Annotated in this window: 17 protein-coding genes; 7 read left to right on the top strand and 10 right to left on the bottom strand. The window is 68.4% G+C overall.

Annotation, left to right across the window (positions count from 1 at the left end):
- Positions 1-69 precede the first annotated feature (69 nt).
- The 7 genes from RHOOR87_RS19295 to RHOOR87_RS0114385 form a co-directional block, all read right to left on the bottom strand.
- Positions 70-1377 (bottom strand): hypothetical protein, encoded by a 1308-nt coding sequence (locus RHOOR87_RS19295; protein ID WP_196802005.1) that lies wholly within the window; start codon positions 1375-1377, stop codon positions 70-72.
- 121 nt (positions 1378-1498) lie between these two features.
- Positions 1499-1951 (bottom strand): DUF411 domain-containing protein, encoded by a 453-nt coding sequence (locus tag RHOOR87_RS0114410; protein ID WP_027485391.1) that lies wholly within the window; start codon positions 1949-1951, stop codon positions 1499-1501.
- Between the two features lie 14 nt (positions 1952-1965).
- Entirely contained in the window at positions 1966-3039 is a 1074-nt protein-coding gene (locus tag RHOOR87_RS0114405) for a c-type cytochrome (protein ID WP_027485390.1), read from the bottom strand.
- A 9-nt stretch (positions 3040-3048) separates the two neighbouring features.
- The gene (locus RHOOR87_RS0114400) at positions 3049-4182 is read right to left on the bottom strand and encodes a copper resistance protein B (protein WP_027485389.1); all 1134 of its coding nucleotides are present in this window, start codon (positions 4180-4182) and stop codon (positions 3049-3051) included.
- Entirely contained in the window at positions 4179-5930 is a 1752-nt protein-coding gene (locus tag RHOOR87_RS0114395) for a copper resistance system multicopper oxidase (protein WP_027485388.1), read from the bottom strand. The genes RHOOR87_RS0114400 and RHOOR87_RS0114395 overlap by 4 nt, the downstream gene beginning before the upstream one ends.
- A 102-nt stretch (positions 5931-6032) precedes the next feature.
- Positions 6033-6398: a hypothetical protein gene (locus RHOOR87_RS0114390; protein ID WP_231381802.1), complete on the bottom strand. Its 366-nt coding sequence runs from the start codon at positions 6396-6398 to the stop codon at positions 6033-6035.
- A 129-nt stretch (positions 6399-6527) separates the two neighbouring features.
- A complete protein-coding gene (locus tag RHOOR87_RS0114385; protein WP_027485386.1) occupies positions 6528-6863 on the bottom strand; it encodes a hypothetical protein in 336 nt (111 codons plus the stop codon).
- A 164-nt stretch (positions 6864-7027) separates the two neighbouring features.
- Here RHOOR87_RS0114385 and rlmJ point away from each other — a divergent pair, with 164 nt between their 5' ends.
- The 4 genes from rlmJ (at position 7028) to RHOOR87_RS0114365 (ending at position 10158) form a co-directional block, all read left to right on the top strand.
- Positions 7028-7942 carry a 23S rRNA (adenine(2030)-N(6))-methyltransferase RlmJ gene (rlmJ, locus tag RHOOR87_RS0114380; RefSeq protein ID WP_027485385.1) on the top strand — a complete coding sequence of 305 codons (915 nt, stop codon included), beginning with the start codon at positions 7028-7030 and terminating at the stop codon, positions 7940-7942.
- A gap of 39 nt (positions 7943-7981) precedes the next feature.
- Positions 7982-8497, top strand: coding sequence for a Slp family lipoprotein (locus tag RHOOR87_RS0114375; RefSeq protein ID WP_027485384.1), 516 nt, complete (start codon positions 7982-7984; stop codon positions 8495-8497).
- A 165-nt stretch (positions 8498-8662) separates the two neighbouring features.
- Positions 8663-9565: a cation diffusion facilitator family transporter gene (locus RHOOR87_RS0114370; RefSeq protein WP_027485383.1), complete on the top strand. Its 903-nt coding sequence runs from the start codon at positions 8663-8665 to the stop codon at positions 9563-9565.
- 53 nt (positions 9566-9618) lie between these two features.
- Positions 9619-10158, top strand: coding sequence for a DUF2058 domain-containing protein (locus RHOOR87_RS0114365; RefSeq protein WP_007512856.1), 540 nt, complete (start codon positions 9619-9621; stop codon positions 10156-10158).
- A gap of 4 nt (positions 10159-10162) precedes the next feature.
- On the opposite strand, the gene RHOOR87_RS0114360 is transcribed toward RHOOR87_RS0114365, so the two are convergent.
- A complete protein-coding gene (locus tag RHOOR87_RS0114360; protein WP_007512854.1) occupies positions 10163-10555 on the bottom strand; it encodes a VOC family protein in 393 nt (130 codons plus the stop codon).
- The gene (locus RHOOR87_RS0114355) at positions 10552-10950 is read right to left on the bottom strand and encodes an MmcQ/YjbR family DNA-binding protein (RefSeq protein WP_015447273.1); all 399 of its coding nucleotides are present in this window, start codon (positions 10948-10950) and stop codon (positions 10552-10554) included. Before RHOOR87_RS0114355 ends, RHOOR87_RS0114360 begins: the two co-directional genes overlap by 4 nt.
- Before the next feature lie 197 nt (positions 10951-11147).
- On the opposite strand from RHOOR87_RS0114355, the gene RHOOR87_RS0114350 reads away from it, so the two are divergent.
- The 3 genes from RHOOR87_RS0114350 (at position 11148) to RHOOR87_RS0114340 (ending at position 17419) form a co-directional block, all read left to right on the top strand.
- Positions 11148-11753, top strand: a complete 606-nt coding sequence (locus RHOOR87_RS0114350) for a GNAT family N-acetyltransferase (protein ID WP_007512850.1) — start codon at positions 11148-11150, stop codon at positions 11751-11753.
- A 45-nt stretch (positions 11754-11798) separates the two neighbouring features.
- A complete protein-coding gene (mfd, locus tag RHOOR87_RS0114345) occupies positions 11799-15257 on the top strand; it encodes a transcription-repair coupling factor (RefSeq protein ID WP_027485382.1) in 3459 nt (1152 codons plus the stop codon).
- A 476-nt stretch (positions 15258-15733) separates the two neighbouring features.
- Positions 15734-17419, top strand: coding sequence for a diguanylate cyclase (locus RHOOR87_RS0114340; RefSeq protein WP_231378339.1), 1686 nt, complete (start codon positions 15734-15736; stop codon positions 17417-17419).
- Positions 17420-17432: 13 nt separating this feature from the next.
- Here RHOOR87_RS0114340 and RHOOR87_RS0114335 read toward each other — a convergent pair whose 3' ends face one another.
- Complete coding sequence (locus RHOOR87_RS0114335; protein ID WP_027485380.1) at positions 17433-19703, bottom strand: thiamine pyrophosphate-dependent enzyme; 2271 nt, start codon at positions 19701-19703, stop codon at positions 17433-17435.
- Between the last annotated feature and the right edge of the window lie 9 nt (positions 19704-19712).

Here is a 19712-nt window from a genome sequence, read left to right as displayed (position 1 = left end):
AGCTTGGGAACGCCTGCAATGATCCGAGTTGACTACGCCCGCCGACATTCAGAAGCATGGGCAGCGGCGTCAACGGTCCATGCCCGTCAACACGGGGGCAAATCCACCACCGGGAGTCCGGAAGTTGGTGGTTTGCCCCCGATACATCCGGGCGGCGTAGAGCAGCACCTTGCCGCGATAGGCATAGCAACGGAAATCGACTTTGAACGGAGCCGCATGTAGGTCAGCGAGGCGCTCGCTGGGCGCCACGATTTCCTGGGCGATGTAGCTGGCACTGGCGATTTCGTCCCATACCCGACGCGTGAGCTTGTCGCCGCGGTATGTGGCCTTGCTGCCGAATCCGGCGGACGGTTTGAAGAAAAGATGACGCCGTCCTGCCCACATCGCGTCGCGATTCTGCGGCGTCAGCAATTCGGTCTTCGGGACTCCTGCGCACAAGGTGTCCACCGCGACTTGGCTGGCACCGATCGATTCCAGGAAGTCGCGGTTGCCCAGCAAGCTCAAGTTGCGTTTGTCCGAGTACAGCGCGTGCGCCCGCGGATGCGGGCTTACGGCCACGGTGCCGGCCAGGTAGGCGATCCGTATGGCGGCGTGGGCAGGTTGCTCGAACGCGAAGTCGGTCAGACGGTTGTAGATCATGTCGACGGCGTTTTCGCCCAGCCAAAGGCGATCCTGCTTCAGGACCAGGTCTTCGGGGCCGCAAATTTCGGCGCGATAGCCATGCCGCCGAAAGAGTTCGCGAAACAACACGAACTCCGGATAGAGGTACTGCTGTTGCGGCGACTCGTCGACGATGACCACGAGCCCCAGTGGCGTGGAACCGCGTTGCAGACGCCACTCCGTCAGCATGACTTCCAGAACGGCGACGTCCACGCCATCGATTGCTGTGGGCGGCTTGGTCACTTCGGACATGCACGCGCGCTGTGCCTGCCCGAGAACCGCATTGAGCAATACGCCGCCCGGATTGGTATTGATCTCTATGAGTTGAGGTCCGTTCCTTCCCATATGGAAATCCAGCCCCAGCAATCCACCCGGTGATCCTGGCTCGAAGCGGGCTATGTCGGGGGCCCATGCCATCACTGCCAACCGGTAGGTCGGCAAGGCGGTCACTTCCTCGATGGCGGCGACCACCTTTGCCGCTTGTTCAAGGCGACGACGCGAAACATAGATCGGCAGCACGGAAAACAAATGAGGGTGAGAGACTGCCAGTGCCTCGGGCAACCCATGCGCGCCAAGAACGCCGTCGAGGCTTGCATGAAGTGCCTGGGCGTCCACACCGAGGCAAAAACACTCGCTGTTGAGCGCCTCGATCGACGGGGCAGACGTGCAGATACCGGCACACGCGTTCGCCGCCACAGATGATTGATGCTCGTTCACGTGACTGGCTCGCCTTGATCATGCATCTTTCGCCGCCCGCCTGATGGAGTATAAGCCTCACCGATGATGCGCCCAGGCGATGGCATGGTCTGGCCTGGCCTTCGCACACCGGCCACGGCGATCACGCCTTTGGGCCGTGGGTCACATACACCCGGGTCGAGCCGTCGCGACCGATCAACACCACGTCATAGCGCTCGGGCGCGCCCACTTCCATACCGGGCGAACCCATCGGCATGCCGGGCGCGGCCAGGCCGCGCGCGTTCGGCCGCTCGGCCAGCAGGCGGCGGATGTCCTCCACCGGCACATGCCCCTCGACCACGTAGCCGTCGATCAGCGCGGTGTGGCAGGACAGGGCACGGGCCGGCACGCCGAAGCGCGCTTTCACCGCCGCCATCGGCTGATCCTGGTGCACGCTGACGGTGTAGCCGTGCGCGCGCATGTACTCGACCCATGCGCCGCAGCAGCCGCAGGACGGGTCACTGTAGACATCGAACGCGTTCGCCGCCAGCGCCACCGGCGCGAACAACATCGCAAACAGCAGGCTGATGCCCGCGCGGGAAAGCCAACGCTTCATCGTCATTCTCCTGGTCATTGTGCTGGCACGGGGGCGGTTTCCCACTGGACGGACACGATCTTCCAGCCGGCGCCATCCTTCCTGAGGTTGAGCATCTCGCGGCTGCGCAGCATGGCCGGCTTGCCCTTGATCGTGGCCTGCAGGTCGCTTTCGCTGCCGACCATCGCGGTGTCGCCCATCGGCATCGAGCCCAGCGAGACCGGCGTGATCCGCGCCGTTTTCAGGAAGGCGATGTCCTCGCCCAGATGGCCGCCCGCGTATTCATCGCGGGACTCCGTGCGGCCGCCCTCGCTGATGCTGGCGTCGGGCGCCAGCAGGGCGAGCACCGCCGCACGGTCGCCGTGCTGCAGGGCCGCGTGGAAGGCCTGCGCCGCGGCCTCGGCGGCCGGCGCCGCCTTGGGCTGCATTCCCGCAAGCGACAACGGCGCGGCCGCCGCGGAGCTGGCGGGCGTCGCGTGCCCGTGGTCGCCCTGCGCCGATGCCGCATGGCTGTGGCCGCCATCCTCGCCCATGTCCATGCCCGCCATGGTGCCGCCGCCATGCGCGTCCTCGTCGGCGTCGCCATGGCTGTGCATGTCCTCGTCCGGCGGCGCCTTCGCCACCATGTCCTTGTACTGCGCGGGTGTCATGCCGGGCAGCTTCTGCAGGAACGCCACCATGCTCCAGATGGTGGCGTCGTCGTGACTGGCGCCCCACGCCGGCATCGCGCTCATCTTGATGCCGTGCTTGATCACCCAGAACGCCGCGCGCGGGTCGGGCCGGAATTTCGCCAGCTCGGGCGGCTTCGGGTACAGGCCGGGGCGCATTTCGTTTTCGGCCATGCCTGGTGCCAGGTGGCAGCCGGTGCACATCGCCGCATACTGGCCGGCGCCCTTGAGGATCAGCGGCGGGTCGTCAAGCTTGGGCACGACGATGTCCTTCGCGTGGTGCGCGATCGAACGTTGGCGCAGCGCCTGCATCAGCGCGTAGACCGGTTTCGTGTGATGGGCGTCGGCACCGATGTTGTAGACGCCGGACCCGACGAAGGCACCGACGCCGGCGATGGCGACGACGCAGAGAATCACGACGGTGATGATGGCTTGTTTCATGGGCTTTCCTCAGAACCAGATGCGCAGGCCGGCGACCCATTGGCGGTCGAAAACTGCTTGATGATCGGCACGGGCGAAATCGGCCGTGGCGCCGAAGCGGCGCGTCCAGACTACGCCGATGTATGGCGCGAATTCACGCCGGATCTCGTAGCGCAAGCGCAAGCCCAGCTTCGCGTCCGAGATGCCGCTGCCGATGCCGCGTGCCGGGTCGGACTTGCCGTGCAGGTTGACCTCCAGCTCCGGCTGCAGGATCAGCCGCTGGGTGAACAGCAGTTCGTAGTCGGCACGCAGGCGCGCCGCGCTGCGGCCGGCAGGCCCGGCATAGGCGGTGGCCTGGATTTCGAACCAGTACGGCGCCAGGCCCTGCACGCCGAACGCGGCCCAGCTGCGCCGCGGGCCGGCGCCGAAGTCGTGGCGCACACCCAGTTGTGTACTCCAGAACGCGGCGACGGCGTGGTCCCACAACGCCTCGACCTCGCCATCGTCAAGCCTGCCGCCAGTGCGCTCGCCCTCGCTGCGCAGCCACAGCTTGTCCGCGTCGCTGCCGTACCAGCCTGCGCCTTCCCACGACTGGCCGTTGCCGTCGCGGCCGTGAAACGCTTCGAGCTGATCGACCAGCAGCATGCCGGCCGGCGCGCTGCCGTGCATGTGCAGCGCGTGCGCGGGACTGGCGGCGATGCCGTCGGAATAATCGCCGCTGCGTGCGTCCGCCGGCGCACGGCCGCCCGGCATCGGCTCCATGGCCCTGTCCGGCATCGCTCCCGTGTCGTATGCCGCGCCATGGTCCATCCCTTGCATCGAGCCGTGGTCCATCGGCGGCATCGCGCCATGGTCCATGCCGTGCATGGAGTGCGCGCCGGCGGGCGCAGCAGCCGGCGTGGCGGGGACGTGCGGCTTCCTCGCCTTCTTGACCAGCGTCTTCGCCGCCGGTGGCGCACTGCTGCCGGCGCTGGCCGGCATCGCCATGCCGTGCATGCCGGCGTGATCCATGCCCGGCATCGCGCCCATGTCCACCGGTGCGGTGCTGCCCGCCGAAGCCGGCGCGCTCTGCGCCGCTGCCGCCAGCGGCAACGCCAGCAGCAGCGCGGCCAGCAGCGCCGAACGGAGCGGAACGATCGAGGTGTCGCGACAAGGCGTCTTCATGCCACCACCACCTCGCGGAACATGCCCGCCTCCATGTGGTACAGCAGGTGGCAGTGGTAGGCCCAGCGGCCCGGCGCATCGGCCGTGACCGCATAGGTGATGCGCTGCGCCGGCTGCACGTTGATGGTGTGCTTGCGCACCTGGAACTGCCCGTCCGGATTCTCCAGCTCGCTCCACATGCCGTGCAGGTGGATCGGGTGGTTCATCATGGTGTCGTTGACCAGCACGATGCGCAGGCGCTCGCCGGTGTTGAAATGGATGGGCTTGGCGTCGGGGAACTTGATGCCGTCGAACGACCACATGAAGCGCTCCATGTTGCCGGTCAGATGCAGCTCGATCTCGCGACCGGGTTCGCGCGCGTCGAGCGGGCCGCCGACGGTGTGCAGGTCGGCGTAGGTCAGCACGCGGCGGCCGTCGTCGCGCAGGCCGATGCCCGGGTCATCGAGGTTGCTGCGCGGCGTGTCGACACGCATGTCCACGCCGGGCCCGTATTCGGTGCGGGCATGGCGCACCACCGGTGCGGGACTGGTCGCCATGCCCGCCACGCCGCCATGCTCCATGCCGGGCATCGCGGCGTGGCCGCCGCCGTGGTCCGCATGCGACATCGCGCCCATCATGTCCTGCATGCCCAGCCACAGGCGCCGGTCCAGCGCCGGCACCTCGGCTTCCATGCCGGCACGCGGCGCCAGGGTGCCGCGTGCGTAGCCGCTGCGGTCGATCGACTGAGCGAACAGCGTGTACGCGCGCGCGTCCTGCGGCTCGACGATGACGTCGTAGGTTTCGGCTGCCGAGATGCGGAATTCGTCGACCGCCACCGGCTGCACGTCCTGGCCGTCGGCGGCGATCACCGTCATCTTCAGGCCGGGAATGCGCACGTCGAAGATGCTGGACGACGAACCGTTGATGAAGCGCAGCCGGATCTTCTCGCCGGGCCTGAAGATGCCGGTCCAGTTGCCGGTCGGCGTCGTGCCGTTCATCAAGTAGGTGTAGGTGTAGCCGGAGACGTCGCCCAGGTCGGTCGGGTTCATGCGCATGGCGTTCCACATCCGGCGCATCGCCAGCGCCTGGCGCAGCCCCTTTTCGCGCACATCGCGGAAGAAATCCGGCACGGTCGGCTGGGCGAAGTTGTAGTAGTCGCTCTGCTTCTTGAGCCTGGCGTAGATGCGCTCGGGGTCCTCGTCGGTCCAGTCGTTGAGCATCACCACGTAGTCGCGATCGGTCGGGTAGCGCTCGGGGCCGGCCGGCTCGATCACCAGCGGGCCGTACAGCGCGTTCTGTTCCTGGAACCCTGAGTGCGAGTGATACCAGTAGGTGCCGCTCTGGCACACCTGGAACTGGTAGAGAAAGCTTTCGCCCGGCGCGATGCCGCCGAAGCTGAGGCCGGGCACGCCATCCATCCGGAACGGCAGGATGATGCCGTGCCAATGGATCGAGGTGGGCACGCGCAGGCGGTTGGTCACGCGCAGGTTTACCGTGGTGCCCTGCCTCCAGCGCAGCAGCGGGCCAGGCACGCTGCCGTTGACGGTGGTCGCCGGCCGCGCCACCCCGGTGAAGTTGACCGTGGCCTCGACGATGTCGAGTGCGAACTCGGTACCGCCGAACACGCTGGGCTGGCCGGGGCTGGTCAGCGCCCAGGCATTGGGCGGACGCAGCAGGCCGAGGCCGGCCGCCGCGCCGCCCAGGGCCAGGCCCTGCACGAAGCGCCGCCGCGACAGATCGGCCGCGGACGGTGGGGGAAAGGGATTCACGTGGGCATCCTTCGGTGGAGGCATCGGCAGTCGACGCCGGTCACGGGCCGCCTTCACGTTCACCGTCGGGCGAGCGTGAAGGCGTGGTCGCAGTGCGCTGAATCAGCCGGCGGGCGGCCGCAGCGGCGGCGCCTGCACGACGCTGGGCGCCAACGCGAAGGATGGCGAAACATGCCAGGGTTCCGGTGCCACCGGCACCAGCCCGGCCAAGGCGAACGCCGGCAGGATGCTGCCGCACGCCGCCGCACAGTAGGCCGAACCCATCGAGCCATGCGCGTCGTGGCCCCGGTCGCCGCAACAACCGGACTGATCGGCCATGGCGTGGTCGCCATGGCCGTCGAGCTGGGCGACGGTCGACGCGGGCGCGGCTTGAAGCGCGCCACCAGCCGCCCCGCGCGGCATGCCGTGCACCGGCGCCAGCGCGAGGATCAGCCACGCCAGCCAGGCCATCGCCCGGAAGGACGGCAAGCATGCGGCGTGACGTGGCGAGCGGCTCATCGGCACAGCATAGGGGGCGTGCCGATGGGCCTCAACCCTGGACGCGGCTCCATCGCGACACGACCGAAGCCCGCCGCGGTTCGTCCGCCACCGGGCGAACTACTGGGTATAGCCCATGTGCAGGGTGATCTTGTCGCCGGCCTTCAGGTTCGCCACCGACGCCGGCGGGAAGTGCACGCGCAGCGACATGCCGGCCGAGCTCACCTCGACGATGCCGGTCTTGGTATCGACCGAGCTCACCGTGGCAGGCATCATGTGCATGCTGCCGTTCTTGTTGTGGCGCATCATCTGGTGATGCATGCCTCCCATCTGGCCCATGCTGCTCGACGCCGGCGCCGGCGCCATGCTTCCGCTGTCCTGGGCACTGGCTGTGCCGAACGCCAGGCAAAGGCCGAGGGTGGCCGTCGAAACGATGATTTTCGGCGAGAACGTCATGATGATTCTCCGCGCAGATGGACGGCCGAAGCGGCGTGCCTGGCCGGTTGCAACACTGCAACAGGCAAAGCCTGCGCCGGTCGATGTGCAGGAAAGGTTACGTGCTGCGACGGGGAGCCCGCTGCCGGCCTCTATACTGGGCTCCCCCGCCCGCCGTGACCGCCATGAATTATCGCCACGCCTATCACGCCGGCAACTTCGCCGATGTCCTCAAGCACGTCGTGCTGCTCGCGCTGGTCGAGGCGCTGCAGGCCAAGCCCGCGCCGTTCTGCTACATCGACACCCACGCCGGCAGCGGCAGCTACCCGCTGGAGGGTTTCGAGGCGAAGAAGACCGGCGAGCACAGGGACGGCATCGCGCGCCTGCACCCGGCCGAAAAGGTGCCGCCGCTGCTCAGGCGCTGGCGCGACGGCATCCTCGGCGGCGAGGGCAACGAACAGGGCCTGAAGCACTACCCCGGCTCGCCGCTGCAGGTCGCCCGACTGTTGCGCCCCGGCGACAGCGCCCAGCTGTGCGAACTGCACGTCGAGGAAGCGGCGAAATTGCACGAGCTGTTCCGCGGCAATCCACAGGTGCACGTGCACCAGCGCGACGGCTACGAGGCGCTGAAGGCGCTGCTGCCGCCGAAGGAAAAGCGCGGTCTGGTGCTGATCGACCCGCCGTACGAGGCGCAGGAGGCCGAGTACAAGCTGATCGAGCAGGCATTGAAGTCGGCCCTGCTGCGCTGGCCCACCGGCATCTACGCGGTGTGGTACCCGATCAAGCTGCGCAGCCAGGTGCAGCCGTTCCTGCGCAAGCTGCAGCACAGCGGGGTGAAACGCATCCTACGCGCCGAGCTGCTGGTGCATCCGGACGATTCGCCGCTGCGCCTCAACGGCTCGGGCATGGTCATCCTCAACGCACCATGGAACCTCGACGACACCCTGCGCGAACCGCTGCGCGTGCTGGCCGGCCTGCTCTCGCAGGATCGCCCGGCCGAATGGAAGCTGGACTGGCTGCTGGACGAAGCCGGCAGCCAGCTGAACACGCCCAGCCCGCTGCCCGCCTCGCGACTACCGCGGTCGCCGGGTCGCCGCTAAGCTCGACGCACCCGCCAGCGTTCCTCCAGGAGCACGACCATGCGCAGCCGCCCCACCTCCCTGCTGATCCGCCTCGCCGTACCGGCCGCCGTGCTGATGCTGGCGGCCTGCGCTCCCGCACCGATCTACAAGGCCGGCGCCGCCACGGTGACCGCCGCACCGTTCCAGGTCGCACAATCGCCGGAGAAATTCAGCAGCAGCGAGGTAATCTGGGGCGGGCGTATCGTGCAGGTCAAGGTATTCGCCGACCACAGCGAGATCGAACTGCTGGCCTACCCGTTGGACGCCTCGCAACGCCCGAAGGCGAACGACAGCGGCAACGGCCGCTTCATCGCCGTGATGCCCGGCTACGTGGAGCCGCTGGACTACCCCGCCGGCGCGCTGATGACGGTCAACGGCAAGCTCAACGGCAGCCGTGCCGGCAAGGTCGGCGAAGCCGACTACGTGTTCCCGCTGGTCAGCGTGGCGCAGTCGCATGTCTGGACCGCCGAGGAAATGAACAAGGGGCGCAACAACGTGCACTTCGGCGTGGGCCTGGGCGTCGGCATCCGCTGACCTCCCCCCGAACCCGGAACGCCCTCGCCTCCCGTAGGAGCGCACCCTGTGCGCGATGCCTTTCGTCACGTGACGAAGAGCATCGCGCACAGGGTGCGCTCCTACGGCGAATCCTCATCGCATCGGGTGGCTTACACTTCACGGCCATCGTCGAAGGAACTGCACATGTCAGGTCACGCCGCCAACCCGGTCAAGGCCATCTTCCTCGCGCTTGGCGCGAACTTCGCCATCTTCGTGGCCAAGCTGTTCGCCGCCTTCGTCACCGGCTCCGGCGCGATGATGGCCGAGGCGGTGCACTCGCTGGCCGACTGCGGCAACCAGGGCCTGCTGCTGCTCGGCATCCGCCAGGCGAAGCGGCCGCCGTCGGACGAGTTTCCGCTGGGCTGGGGCCGCGCGCTGTATTTCTGGTCGTTCCTGGTGGCGATACTGCTGTTCAGCGTGGGCGGCATGTTCTCGATCTACGAGGGCGTGCACAAGCTCACCAATCCCGAGCCGCTGAAATGGCCGTGGCTGGCGCTGGGCGTGCTCATGTTCGGCATCGTGGTGGAGGGCATCTCGATGCGCGGCTGCCTGCAGGAAGTAAACAAGGCCCGCGGCACGCAGGACCTGTGGACCTGGTTCCGCGAAACCCGCTCCAGCGAACTGCTGGTGATCTTCGGCGAAGACCTGGCCGCCCTGGTCGGCCTGTGCCTGGCCGCGCTCGCGGTGGGCGCCACCATGCTCACCGGCAACCTGATGTTCGACGCCGCCGGCACCATCGCCATCGGCGCGCTGCTGATCGTGGTCGCGGTGCTGGTGGCGATCGAGGTCAAGGCCTTGCTGATCGGCCAGGGCGTGGAGCCGCGCCGCCGCGACGAGCTGCTGGCGTTCCTCAAGGCCCGCCCCGAAGTCGCCGAAGTGCTGAACCTGATCACCCTGCAGATGGGTGCCGACGTGATGGTCGCAGTGAAGGCGCGCATGCAGCCCACCGCCAGCCTGATCGACGCGATCAACACCGTCGAGGCGGCGATGAAGGCCGAGTTTGGCGATGTGCGCTGGAGCTTCTTCGAGCCGGACAACGCGGACTGAGCCGCCGCGGCATACTTCTCCCGTTCCCCCGCAAGGCATTCCCGGCAAGTCCCATGCGCAACCCTCTCCAGGAACAACTCCTCAAAGCCGGTCTCGTCAACAAGGCCAAGGCGGCGCAGGTCGTGCGCGAGCAGGCGAAGAAGCACCAGGGCAAGGCACCGGTGGCGCCGAGTGCCGAGGAACTGGAAGCGCGGCGGCTGCAGGCGGAGAAGGCCGAGCGCGATCGCGCGATTGCTGCCGAACGCAATGCGCAGGCGCGCGCGAACGAGGCGCGGGCGCAGGTTCGCCAGATCGTCGAGGCGCACAAGGTGAAGCGCGAGGGCGAGATTGCCTATCGCTTCACTGACGGCGACAGGATCAAGGACGTGCTGGTGAACGAACCGCTGCGCGCGCAGCTGGCCGCCGGCACGCTGGTGATCGTGCGCTACGGCGAAGGTTACGAGCTGTTGCCGCGCGTGGCGGCCGACAAGATCCGCGAACGCGATGCGACGATGATCGTGCTCGACCACGGCCGCACCGAAGCCGGCAGCAGCAGCGGCGCGGACGACGAGTATTACCGGCAGTTCGAAGTGCCGGACGACCTGATCTGGTGACGCCTCAGCGCTTCGCTTCCAGCAGATCCCAGCCGTTGCCGTACAGGTCCTCGAACACCGCCACCGTGCCGTAGGCTTCGTGCCGCGGCTCCTCGCGGAAATGCACGCCTTGGGCGCGCATGCGCTGCCAGTCACGCTGGAAGTCGTCGGTGTGCAGCAGCAGGAACACGCGGCCGCCGGTCTGGTTGCCGATGCGCGAGGCCTGCTCGTCGCTATTCGCCTTGGCCAGCAGCAAACGCGTTTCGCTGGAACCGGGCGGCGCCAGCAGCACCCAGCGTTTGCCGCCGCCCAGGTCGGTGTCCTCGACCAGTTCGAAGCCGAGCGCGCGGGTGTACCAGGCGATCGCCTCGTCGTAATCGGCGACCAGCAGCGCCAGGGCGCCGAGATGCTGTTTCATTTCCTTGCCTTGACGGTCGGCAGCGGCCCCAGTGCCGCCTGCAGTTTTTTCGTCAGCTTCGCGCGCACCAGCGTATAGGCATCGAGCACGAATGCCTCCAGCTCCGCCGTGGCGAAGCGCTGCGGCTCGACGATCGAGATCCAGTGCGCGCGCGCCAGGTACGGCGCGGGGATGATGCCGGGCTGGTCGGTGAGTTCGAGGAACCGCTGGTCGGCCACCTTGCATGACAGCCGGCCGCCTTCGCTGCCGTCCGACGGCATCACCGCGAACATCTTGCTGCCCACGCTGAACACCCTGTCGACGCCCCACTTGGTATCGCGGCTGACGCCGGGCCAGTGGCCGCACAATGCATCCAGCTGGGCGGCGCTGAGACCGTGCTTCGCTTGGCGGGTCATGCGGTGCTCCGGGAAAATCCAGCCCGCATTGTGCGGGGCGGGGCGGCGCCTGTCTGCCCGCGTGGCCACCTCCCGTGCTGCAACATCGGTCCGCCGGCGTGGGCGCCGTTGCCATGCATCCGCGGCGGTTCGCCACGAGCCCCGTCATTGCAAATTCATGTTGCATTGCACACAATACGCAAAAGTACGGACCTGCCATGATCCCCGCCATCGACTTCGCCGCTCCCACCCGCTACGCCTCGCTGCCGCCACGCGCCAGCGAGCGCTTCGCGCGTCCGCGCGTGCGGCCCGCGCCGCGCGGCGAACAGGTACGTACCGAGGACGGCCGCGAACTGGTGCTGCGCATGATCGAGCCGGGCGACGTGGCGGCAATGCAGCGCTGCTTCACCCGACTGTCGCCGGAGGATATCCGCCGCCGTTTCCTGCATGCGATGTCCGAGTTGCCGACGCCGATGGCGCAGCGGCTGTGCCGCATCGATTCCAAGCTCGAGACCGCCTACGTGCTGATGGACGAATCCATCAAACCGGCCGAGATGCGCGGCGTGGGCCGGATCTACGTGGACGAGGCCACCGACAGCGCCGAGTTCTCGGTACTGGTGGAGCACGACTGGAGCCGCCGCGGCTTGGGTGCCCTGCTGATGCGGCACCTGGTCGAAGACTGCCGCCGCCGCGGCCTGGCCGAGCTGTGGGGTTACGTGCTGCTGGAGAACCGGCCGATGCTGCAGCTGTGCAAGGAGCTGGGCTTCGCCCAGCGGATGCTGCCGGACGAGCCGGGCACCGCACAGATCACGCTGAAGCTGTAGAAACGCAGCCGGCCTGCACGGGCCGCCGCGTTACACTTGTCGGCTATGCCCAGCCCGATCAAGCACCCGCCCCTGCCCACCAGCCCGAAACAGCGCCGCTACTGGACGCCGCCGCACGGCTCCGCGCGGGCACTGCTGCTGGCCGAGGCGGCGCGCGCGCACGGCGGCCTGCTGGTGGTGGTGGCGCGCGACACCCAGCGCGCGCAGGCGCTGGAAGCGGAACTGAAGATTTTCGCCGGTGGGCTGCCGGTGCTGCACTTCCCGGACTGGGAAACGCTGCCGTACGACGTGTTCAGCCCGCACCCGGAGATCGTCTCGCAACGCGTCGCCACGCTGTATCGACTGCCGGGCGTGAAGCGCGGCGTGCTGGTGGTGCCGGTGGCCACGCTGATGCAGCGGATCGCGCCGCACTCGCACATCACCGGCTCCGGGCTGGTGCTGGCGAAGGGCCAGAAGCTGGATCTCGCCGGCGAGCAACGCCGGCTGGAAGCGTCCGGCTACCGCCATGTGCCGCAGGTGGCCGAGCCGGGCGACTTCGCGGTGCGCGGCGCGCTGCTCGACATCTTCCCGATGGGCACCGCCGAGCCGTACCGCATCGAGCTGTTCGACGACGAGGTGGAGTCGATCCGCAGCTTCGATCCGGAAACCCAGCGTTCGCAGCAGCCGGTGGACCGGGTCGAGCTGCTGCCCGCGCGCGAGTTTCCGCTCACCGAGGAAGCGGCGAAGGAGTTCCGCGGCAACCTGCGCGAGCGCTTCCCGATCGACGTGCGCCGCTGCCCGCTGTACCAGGACATGAAGGAAGGCGTCACGCCCGGCGGCATCGAGTATTACCTGCCACTTTTTTTCCAACAAACCGCCACGCTGTTCGACTACCTCGCCGACGATGCGCTGTTCGTGCTCGGCGAAGGCGCCGGCGAAGCCGCCGACCAGTTCTGGGCGCAGACCGCCGAACGCTACGACCAGCGCGCGCACGACATCGAACGCCCGGTACTGCCGCCGGCCGAACTCTACCTGCCGCCGGAACAGTTGCGCGAGCGACTCAACAAGCGCCTGCGCGTGGAGGTGGTCGAGCCCGGCCACGAGCACGCCGTCGACACCGGCACCCAGCCGGCGCCGGAGCTGCCGCTGAATCGCAAGGGCGAGGAGCCGGGCACGTCGCTGCGGCATTTCCTGGCCAGCTATCCGGGCCGGGTACTGATCGCCGCGGATTCGGCGGGGCGGCGCGAGGCGCTGGTCGAGACGCTGGCCGGCGCCGGGATGAAACCGGACAACGTGGACGGCTGGACGTCCTTCCTTGCTGAAGATGCACAACGTTTTGCCATCACCATCGCGAGCCTGGAACAGGGCTTCGCGCTGACCAAACCCGCGATCACCGTACTTACCGAGCGCGAGCTGTACGGCGAGCGGGTGCGCAGCGAGCGCGAGCGCAAGCGCCGCCGCGGCACTGCACGCGACCCCGAAGCGATCATCCGCGACCTCACCGAGCTCACTCCGGGTGCACCGATCGTGCACGTCGACCATGGCGTGGGCCGCTACCAGGGCCTGGTCTCGATGGACGTGGGCGGCATGGACGGCGAGTTCCTCACCATCGAGTACGCCAGGGGCGACAAGCTGTACGTGCCGGTGGCGCAGCTCGGCCTGGTCAGCCGCTACTCCGGCACCGCGCCGGAGCTGGCGCCGCTGCACTCGCTGGGCGGCGATGCGTGGGAACGCGCACGCAGGAAGGCGGCAGAGAAAGTGCGCGACGTGGCCGCCGAGCTGCTGGCGATCTACGCGCAGCGCCAGGCCCGCGGCGGCGAGTCGCTGCCGATCGATCGCCAGCTGGTGGAAGAGTTCGGCAGCAGCTTTCCGTTTGAGGAAACTCCCGACCAGGAAAGCGCCATCGAGGCGGTGCTGGATGACCTGGCCGCGCCGCGTGCGATGGACCGGGTGATCTGCGGCGACGTCGGTTTCGGCAAGACCGAGGTGGCGCTGCGCGCCGCGTTCGCCACCGCCACCGCCGGCAGGCAGGTCGCCGTGCTGGTGCCGACCACCCTGCTCGCCCAGCAGCACTACCGCAACTTCGCCGACCGCTTCGCCGACTGGCCGGTGCGCGTCGACGTGCTGTCGCGCTTCAAGTCCGCCAAGGAAGTGAACGAGGCGCTGAAGCGTCTGGCCGACGGCCAGATCGACGTGATCGTGGGCACGCACAAGCTGCTGCAGCCAGACGTCAAGTTCAAGAATCTCGGCCTGGTCATCGTCGACGAGGAACAGCGCTTCGGCGTGCGCCAGAAGGAACAGCTGAAGAAGCTGCGCGCTGAGGTCGACCTGCTGACGATGACTGCCACGCCGATCCCGCGCACGCTGAACATGGCGATGGCCGGCCTGCGCGACCTGTCGCTGATCGCCACGCCGCCGGCGCACCGCACCGCCGTGCGCACCTTCATCTCGGCGTGGGACCCGGCGACGATCCGCGAGGCGCTGCAGCGCGAGCTGTCGCGCGGCGGCCAGGTGTACTTCCTGCACAACGAGGTGCAGAGCATCGAGCGCACCGTGCGCGAGCTGGAGGAACTGGTGCCCGACGCGCGCATCCGCATCGCCCACGGCCAGATGCCCGAGCGCGAACTGGAAGGCGTGATGGCGGATTTCCACCGCCAGCGCTTCAACGTGCTGGTGTGCACCACCATCATCGAAACCGGCATCGACATCCCCACCGCGAACACCATCATCATCGACCGCGCCGACCGCTTCGGCCTGGCCCAGCTGCATCAGTTGCGCGGCCGCGTCGGGCGTTCGCACCACCGCGCGTATGCCTATCTCGTGGTGCCCGACCGCCGCTCGATCACCGCCGATGCGCAGAAGCGGCTGGAGGCGCTGGCTTCGCTGGAAGAACTCGGTGCCGGTTTCACCCTGGCCACCCACGACCTGGAGATCCGCGGCGCCGGCGAGCTGCTCGGCGACGAGCAATCCGGCCAGATCCAGGAGATCGGCTTCGGCCTGTACACCGAATTGCTGGACCGCGCGGTGCGCGCGCTGAAGTCGGGCAAGGTGCCGGATTTCGACCTGAGCAGCGAACACGAAACCGAGGTCGAGCTGCACCTGCCTGCGCTGATCCCCGACGATTACCTGCCCGACGTGCACCACCGCCTCACCTTGTACAAGCGCATCGCCAGCGCACGCAGCGAGGACGAGCTGCGCGACCTGCAGGTGGAGATGATCGACCGCTTCGGCCTGCTGCCGGAGCCGACCCGGCAGCTGTTCGCCGTGGCCAGCCTGAAACTGATGGCGACCCCGCTCGGCATCCGCAAGCTCGACTTCGGCGCCAACGGCGGTCGCATCGTGTTCCGCGAGAAGCCCGAGGTGAACCCGATGACCATCATCCAGCTGATCCAGCGCCAGCCGCGCGTGTACAAGCTGGACGGCCAGGACAAGCTGAAGGTGATCCTGGAGCTCCCCGGCGCCAGCGAGCGCATCCGCAGCGCGCAGGAACTGCTGGTGATGCTGGGCGCGCGCCGGCCGGCCTGAGTCCGAGCCACCGCCGCGCCGGCGGTTTCCGGCGCCGGGGCTGACGATAGTCACTGGCCGTCGAGTCCCGCGCTTTGCACAATGCCTCGATGCCGCCACGGATGACCCTCCGCGTCCGGATTGAACCACCTCGGCTGCCGCCGGCCATGCCACGCTCGCCCGGAGCACCGGCCACCGGGGCATGGCCGGGGGATTCGCCAGGCGCAGCGCCGTGGCACGGCCCGTGCTTGATACAAAAACGAAGGATGATGCACGTTCAACGGTTGTCGCTCGCGCCGTCGCGCGTCCGGCACGGAAAGGGCCAGCATGGCGGGGAATGCCCCCACCTGATGCCGGGACGTGGAGGCCATGGGACGGCCGGCAAACGCATCATCCACCGGCAGTCCTGCAAGACGCTCGCACAGCGGGGGGAAGACATGGAGAGGCTGACCACAACGCCGACAACGGCCCGCCGCAGGCGGTCGTGGTGCGGCCTCGTGCTCGGCCTGCTCTGCTGGTTCGGGCTGGGCACGGCCCAGGCCGCCACCCCGCTGAACGGCGCCTGGCGCGAGGCGCATCCCCGCGATACCCCGCAGACAGTGCTGAGCGAGTACCACGCCGGCCTGCTGAAAAGTTTCGACCCGTCCCTGCTGCAACGGTTTCCGCAGGGCGATGCCGGCAACTGGGTGGTGATCACGGCGCAGCCGCCCTGGGACGACAGCGCGCGGGTGCTGACGATCTACCCGGCCACGCTGGGCACGGTCACGGTGTTCGGCGGCGCCCAGCCACAGACGCTGGCGCTGGACGACTTCAGCGAATCGCTGCATGGCCACGGCCGGCTGGCCTGGCAGCTGCCGGCCGGCCTGGCCGCGTCGGCGCCGATCCTGTTGAAGTTCGAACCATCGCAGACGCTCAGCGCACCGGTCCGCTTCCACCTGGAAACCGCGGGCGAGTACGCGCGCAACGACGCGCGCTGGCTGGTGCTGGCCAGCGCCTGCTTCGCGGTGATGCTGACGATGGTGCTGATGGCGCTGAGCTTCGCGCTGATGCTGCGTGACGTCACCTATGCGTGGTACGCCGGCTACGTGCTCTGCTACGCGCTGATCCAGGGCATCCAGACCGGCTTCGTGTTCCATCCGATGGAATGGCAGTGGCTGTCGGGCATGGCCTTGCTGGCCGGTTCGGCCGCGGTGGCGCTGTCGGTCGCGTTCGCCTCGCTGTTCATGATGCGCTTCTGCGAACTGCAGCGTTACGCACCGCTGCTGCGGGTGCCGGTCACGGCGCTGGCCGTCGGCATGATCCAGCTGGTGCTGATGCGCAGCAGCCGGATCCCGCTGCTGGTCGACGTGGCGCAACTGCTGCTCAACCCGTTGCTGATGATCGGTGCGGTGCTGCTGCTGGTGGCCGCCATCGTCGCCGCGGCACGCGGTTCGCGCCAGGCGTGGTTCTTCCTGGCCGGCTGGACGCCGCTGCTGCTGCTCACCGCGCTGACCAGCGCCCAGGTCGGCGGCGCGCTGCCGCGACTGGACTGGCTCAACGACGCCAGCCTGGCCGGCGGCGCGTTCGAGGCGGTGGTGCTGTCGATCGGCCTGGCCGACCGTGCGCTCAGGCTGCGCCACGACCGCGACATCGTGCGGGTGCTGGCCGACCACGACGCGCTCACCAACGTGCTCAACCGCCGCGCCTGGACCGAGCGCGCCAGCACCCTGCTGTCCGGCGGACCGCCGCGGCCGATTGCGCTGCTGTTCCTCGACCTGGATCATTTCAAGCTGCTGAACGATCGCCACGGCCACAACGCCGGCGACCGTGCGCTGGTCGCGGTGGCCAAGGCACTGGCCGCCGAGCTGCGCCCCACCGACCTGCTCGGGCGCTACGGCGGCGAGGAGTTCGTCGCCCTGCTCGACGGCATCCCGGCGCAGCAGGCCATGCAGGTGGCAACCCGCCTGTGCCGGCGCGTGCATCGGCTGGAGATACCTGTCAGTGAGGACTCGTTGCTGCTCAGCGTCAGCATCGGCATCGCCGTACGCCGGGAAGGCGACGACGTGGAATCCCTGGTCGATCGCGCCGACCAGGCCATGTATGACGCCAAGCTCGGCGGCCGCAACCGGGTCTGCCTGCACGCCGACAGCCTGACGCCCCGCACCAGCCCCCACCTGCACGTGGTGGAGAAACGCGAGCGCTGAAAGCCGGCCGCGGTCAGCCTGCCGCCAGCCCGCGTGCCGCCGCCACCACGTCGGCCTCGCCCGGCAGCACCAGTAGCGCCGCACCGGCCAGCGGGGTGAAGGTGTCGGCGCCGACCACGCGCTTCATCGGTGTGGCGCCGCAGCCGCCCTCGACGATCGCGGTGATCACGCCCTCGCCCACGCCGGCGCTCTTGCGCCCCTCGTCCAGCACGATGATGCGCCTGGCCGTCTTCGCCTGTGCCGCGATGAAGGCGTCGTTGAGCGGCGCCAGCCAGCGCAGGTCGACCACGCGCACCTGCCAGCCCAGTTCCTTTTCGATCGTGCGCGCGGCACGCAACGCCATCGGCACGCCGTTGCCGAAGGTGAACACCACCAGGTCGTTCGCCGCCTCGTGGTAGAGGCGGCCCTCGCCCAGCGTCATCGCCTGGTCCGGTGCCGGATAGTCGAACTGCCACTGGCCGTCGCCGGCTTCGTACAGGTCCTTGGTCATGTACAGCGCGATCGGCTCGAGGAAGGCGCACACGCGGCCGTCCACTTTCGCCAGCGCCATCAGCGTGCGCAGCATCAATGCCGCGTCGTCGCCGCGGCTGGGGCAGCCCACCACCAGGCCGGGAATGTCGCGCAGCGCGGTGATCGAGTTGTCGTTGTGGAAGTGGCCGCCGAAACCCTTCTGGTAGCCCAGCGAGGCCACCCGCATCACCATCGGGTTGCGGTACTGGCCGTTGGAGAAGAACTGCAGCGACGCCGCCTCGCCGCGGATCTGGTCGCAGGCGTTGTGGAAGTACGCCAGGTACTGGATCTCCGGGATCGGCAGCATGCCCATGTTGGCGTAGCCCTGGGCCAGGCCCAGGATCATGGTTTCATCGAGCAGCGTGTTGAACACGCGGCTGCCCTTGAAGGTCTTGTTCAGCCCCTTGGTGACGGTGTACACGCCGCCCTTCTGCGCCACGTCCTCGCCGAACAGCAGCGCCTCCGGGTACTTCGCCAAGAGATCGTGCAGCGCCTGGCCGATCTGGATCGCCAGGTGCCGCGGCGGCAGCTTCTCCGGCAGCTTCGCCTCGCCGCCGAACACGGCCAGCCGCTTCTCCGCATAGTCGGCGCGCGTGGCCTCGGCTTTCACCGCGGCCGGCGTGTACGGCGCCAGCGGGGCCATCACGTCTTCCAGCGAGGTCAGTCGATGGCGCGAATCCGCATCCTCGGCAGCGGCGAAGCAGCGCTTGCGGGTGGCTTCGTACAGATCCAGCAGTGCGTCCTTCGAATACAGGCCGGACGCCAGCGCGATGTCGGCCGAACGCAGCAGCGGGTCGGAGCATTCGACCGCAAAGAGTTCCTCGATGCTGCGCCACTCGATCTCGAAGTCGGTGCCGGCGTGGCCCATCACGCGGGTGGTCTTGAGATGCAGGAAGGTCGGCCGGCGGGTCGTGCGGCAATGCTCCACCGCACGCTGCACCTGGGCATAGCCCTCGGCCAGGTCGAGGCCGTCGGCGAAGAAATAATCGAGGTTGGCGCGATGCTGGTAGTTGGCCGCGACCCAGCCGGTCGGCGTCTTCACCGAGATACCGATGCCGTTGTCCTCGCACACGAACAGCACCGGCGCCGGCAGCTTCTGGTACGCCGTCCATGCCGCGGCGTTGAACGAGGTCTGCGCGCTGGCGTGGTTGCTGGAGGCGTCGCCGAACGAGCAGATCGCGATGCTGTCGTCGGGGATCGGCAGCTGGTGGCCGATGCGCCGCGCCTGCTCGATCGCCACCGCGGTGCCGAGCGCCTTGGGCAGGTGCGAGGCGATGGTGGAGGTCTGCGGCAGCACCCACAGCGGCTTGCTGCCCCACACCTTGTGGCGGCCGCCGGAGGCCGGATCGTCCTTGCTGGCGGCAAAGGACAGCGCCGAATCCATCACCGGGTCCATGCCCGGGATCTTGCGGAAGCGCTCGGCCATGAAGCCGCCGGAGCGGTAATGCAGGAACGCCGGATCGGTGTGCCGGGTCAGCCGCGCCACCATCGCGTTGCCTTCGTGGCCGGACGAACCGATCGTGTAGAACACCTTGTTCTGCACGCGCAGCACGCGCGCCATCAGGTCGAGGTGGCGCGAGATCAATTGGGATTCCAGCAGCTCGCGAAAGCCGCGTGCGTCCAGCGCGCTGCCCGGCAGCACTGCCTCGCCGTCGCGCGGCGCGGCGCGTGCCTCGCCCTGCCACAGCTGCACGAACTCGATGAAGTTCTGGTCGACGACTTCGGCGCGGTTGAAGCCCTTGTGGCGGGCGCTGAGGTTGAACGGAATGGGCATGGCGTGTCG

Origin of the sequence: Rhodanobacter sp. OR87, assembly GCF_000473345.1 — a bacterium.
Taxonomy (GTDB): domain Bacteria; phylum Pseudomonadota; class Gammaproteobacteria; order Xanthomonadales; family Rhodanobacteraceae; genus Rhodanobacter; species Rhodanobacter denitrificans.
Note: the sequence above shows the minus strand (reverse complement) of the source record. Positions and strands in the feature narration are given on the sequence as shown.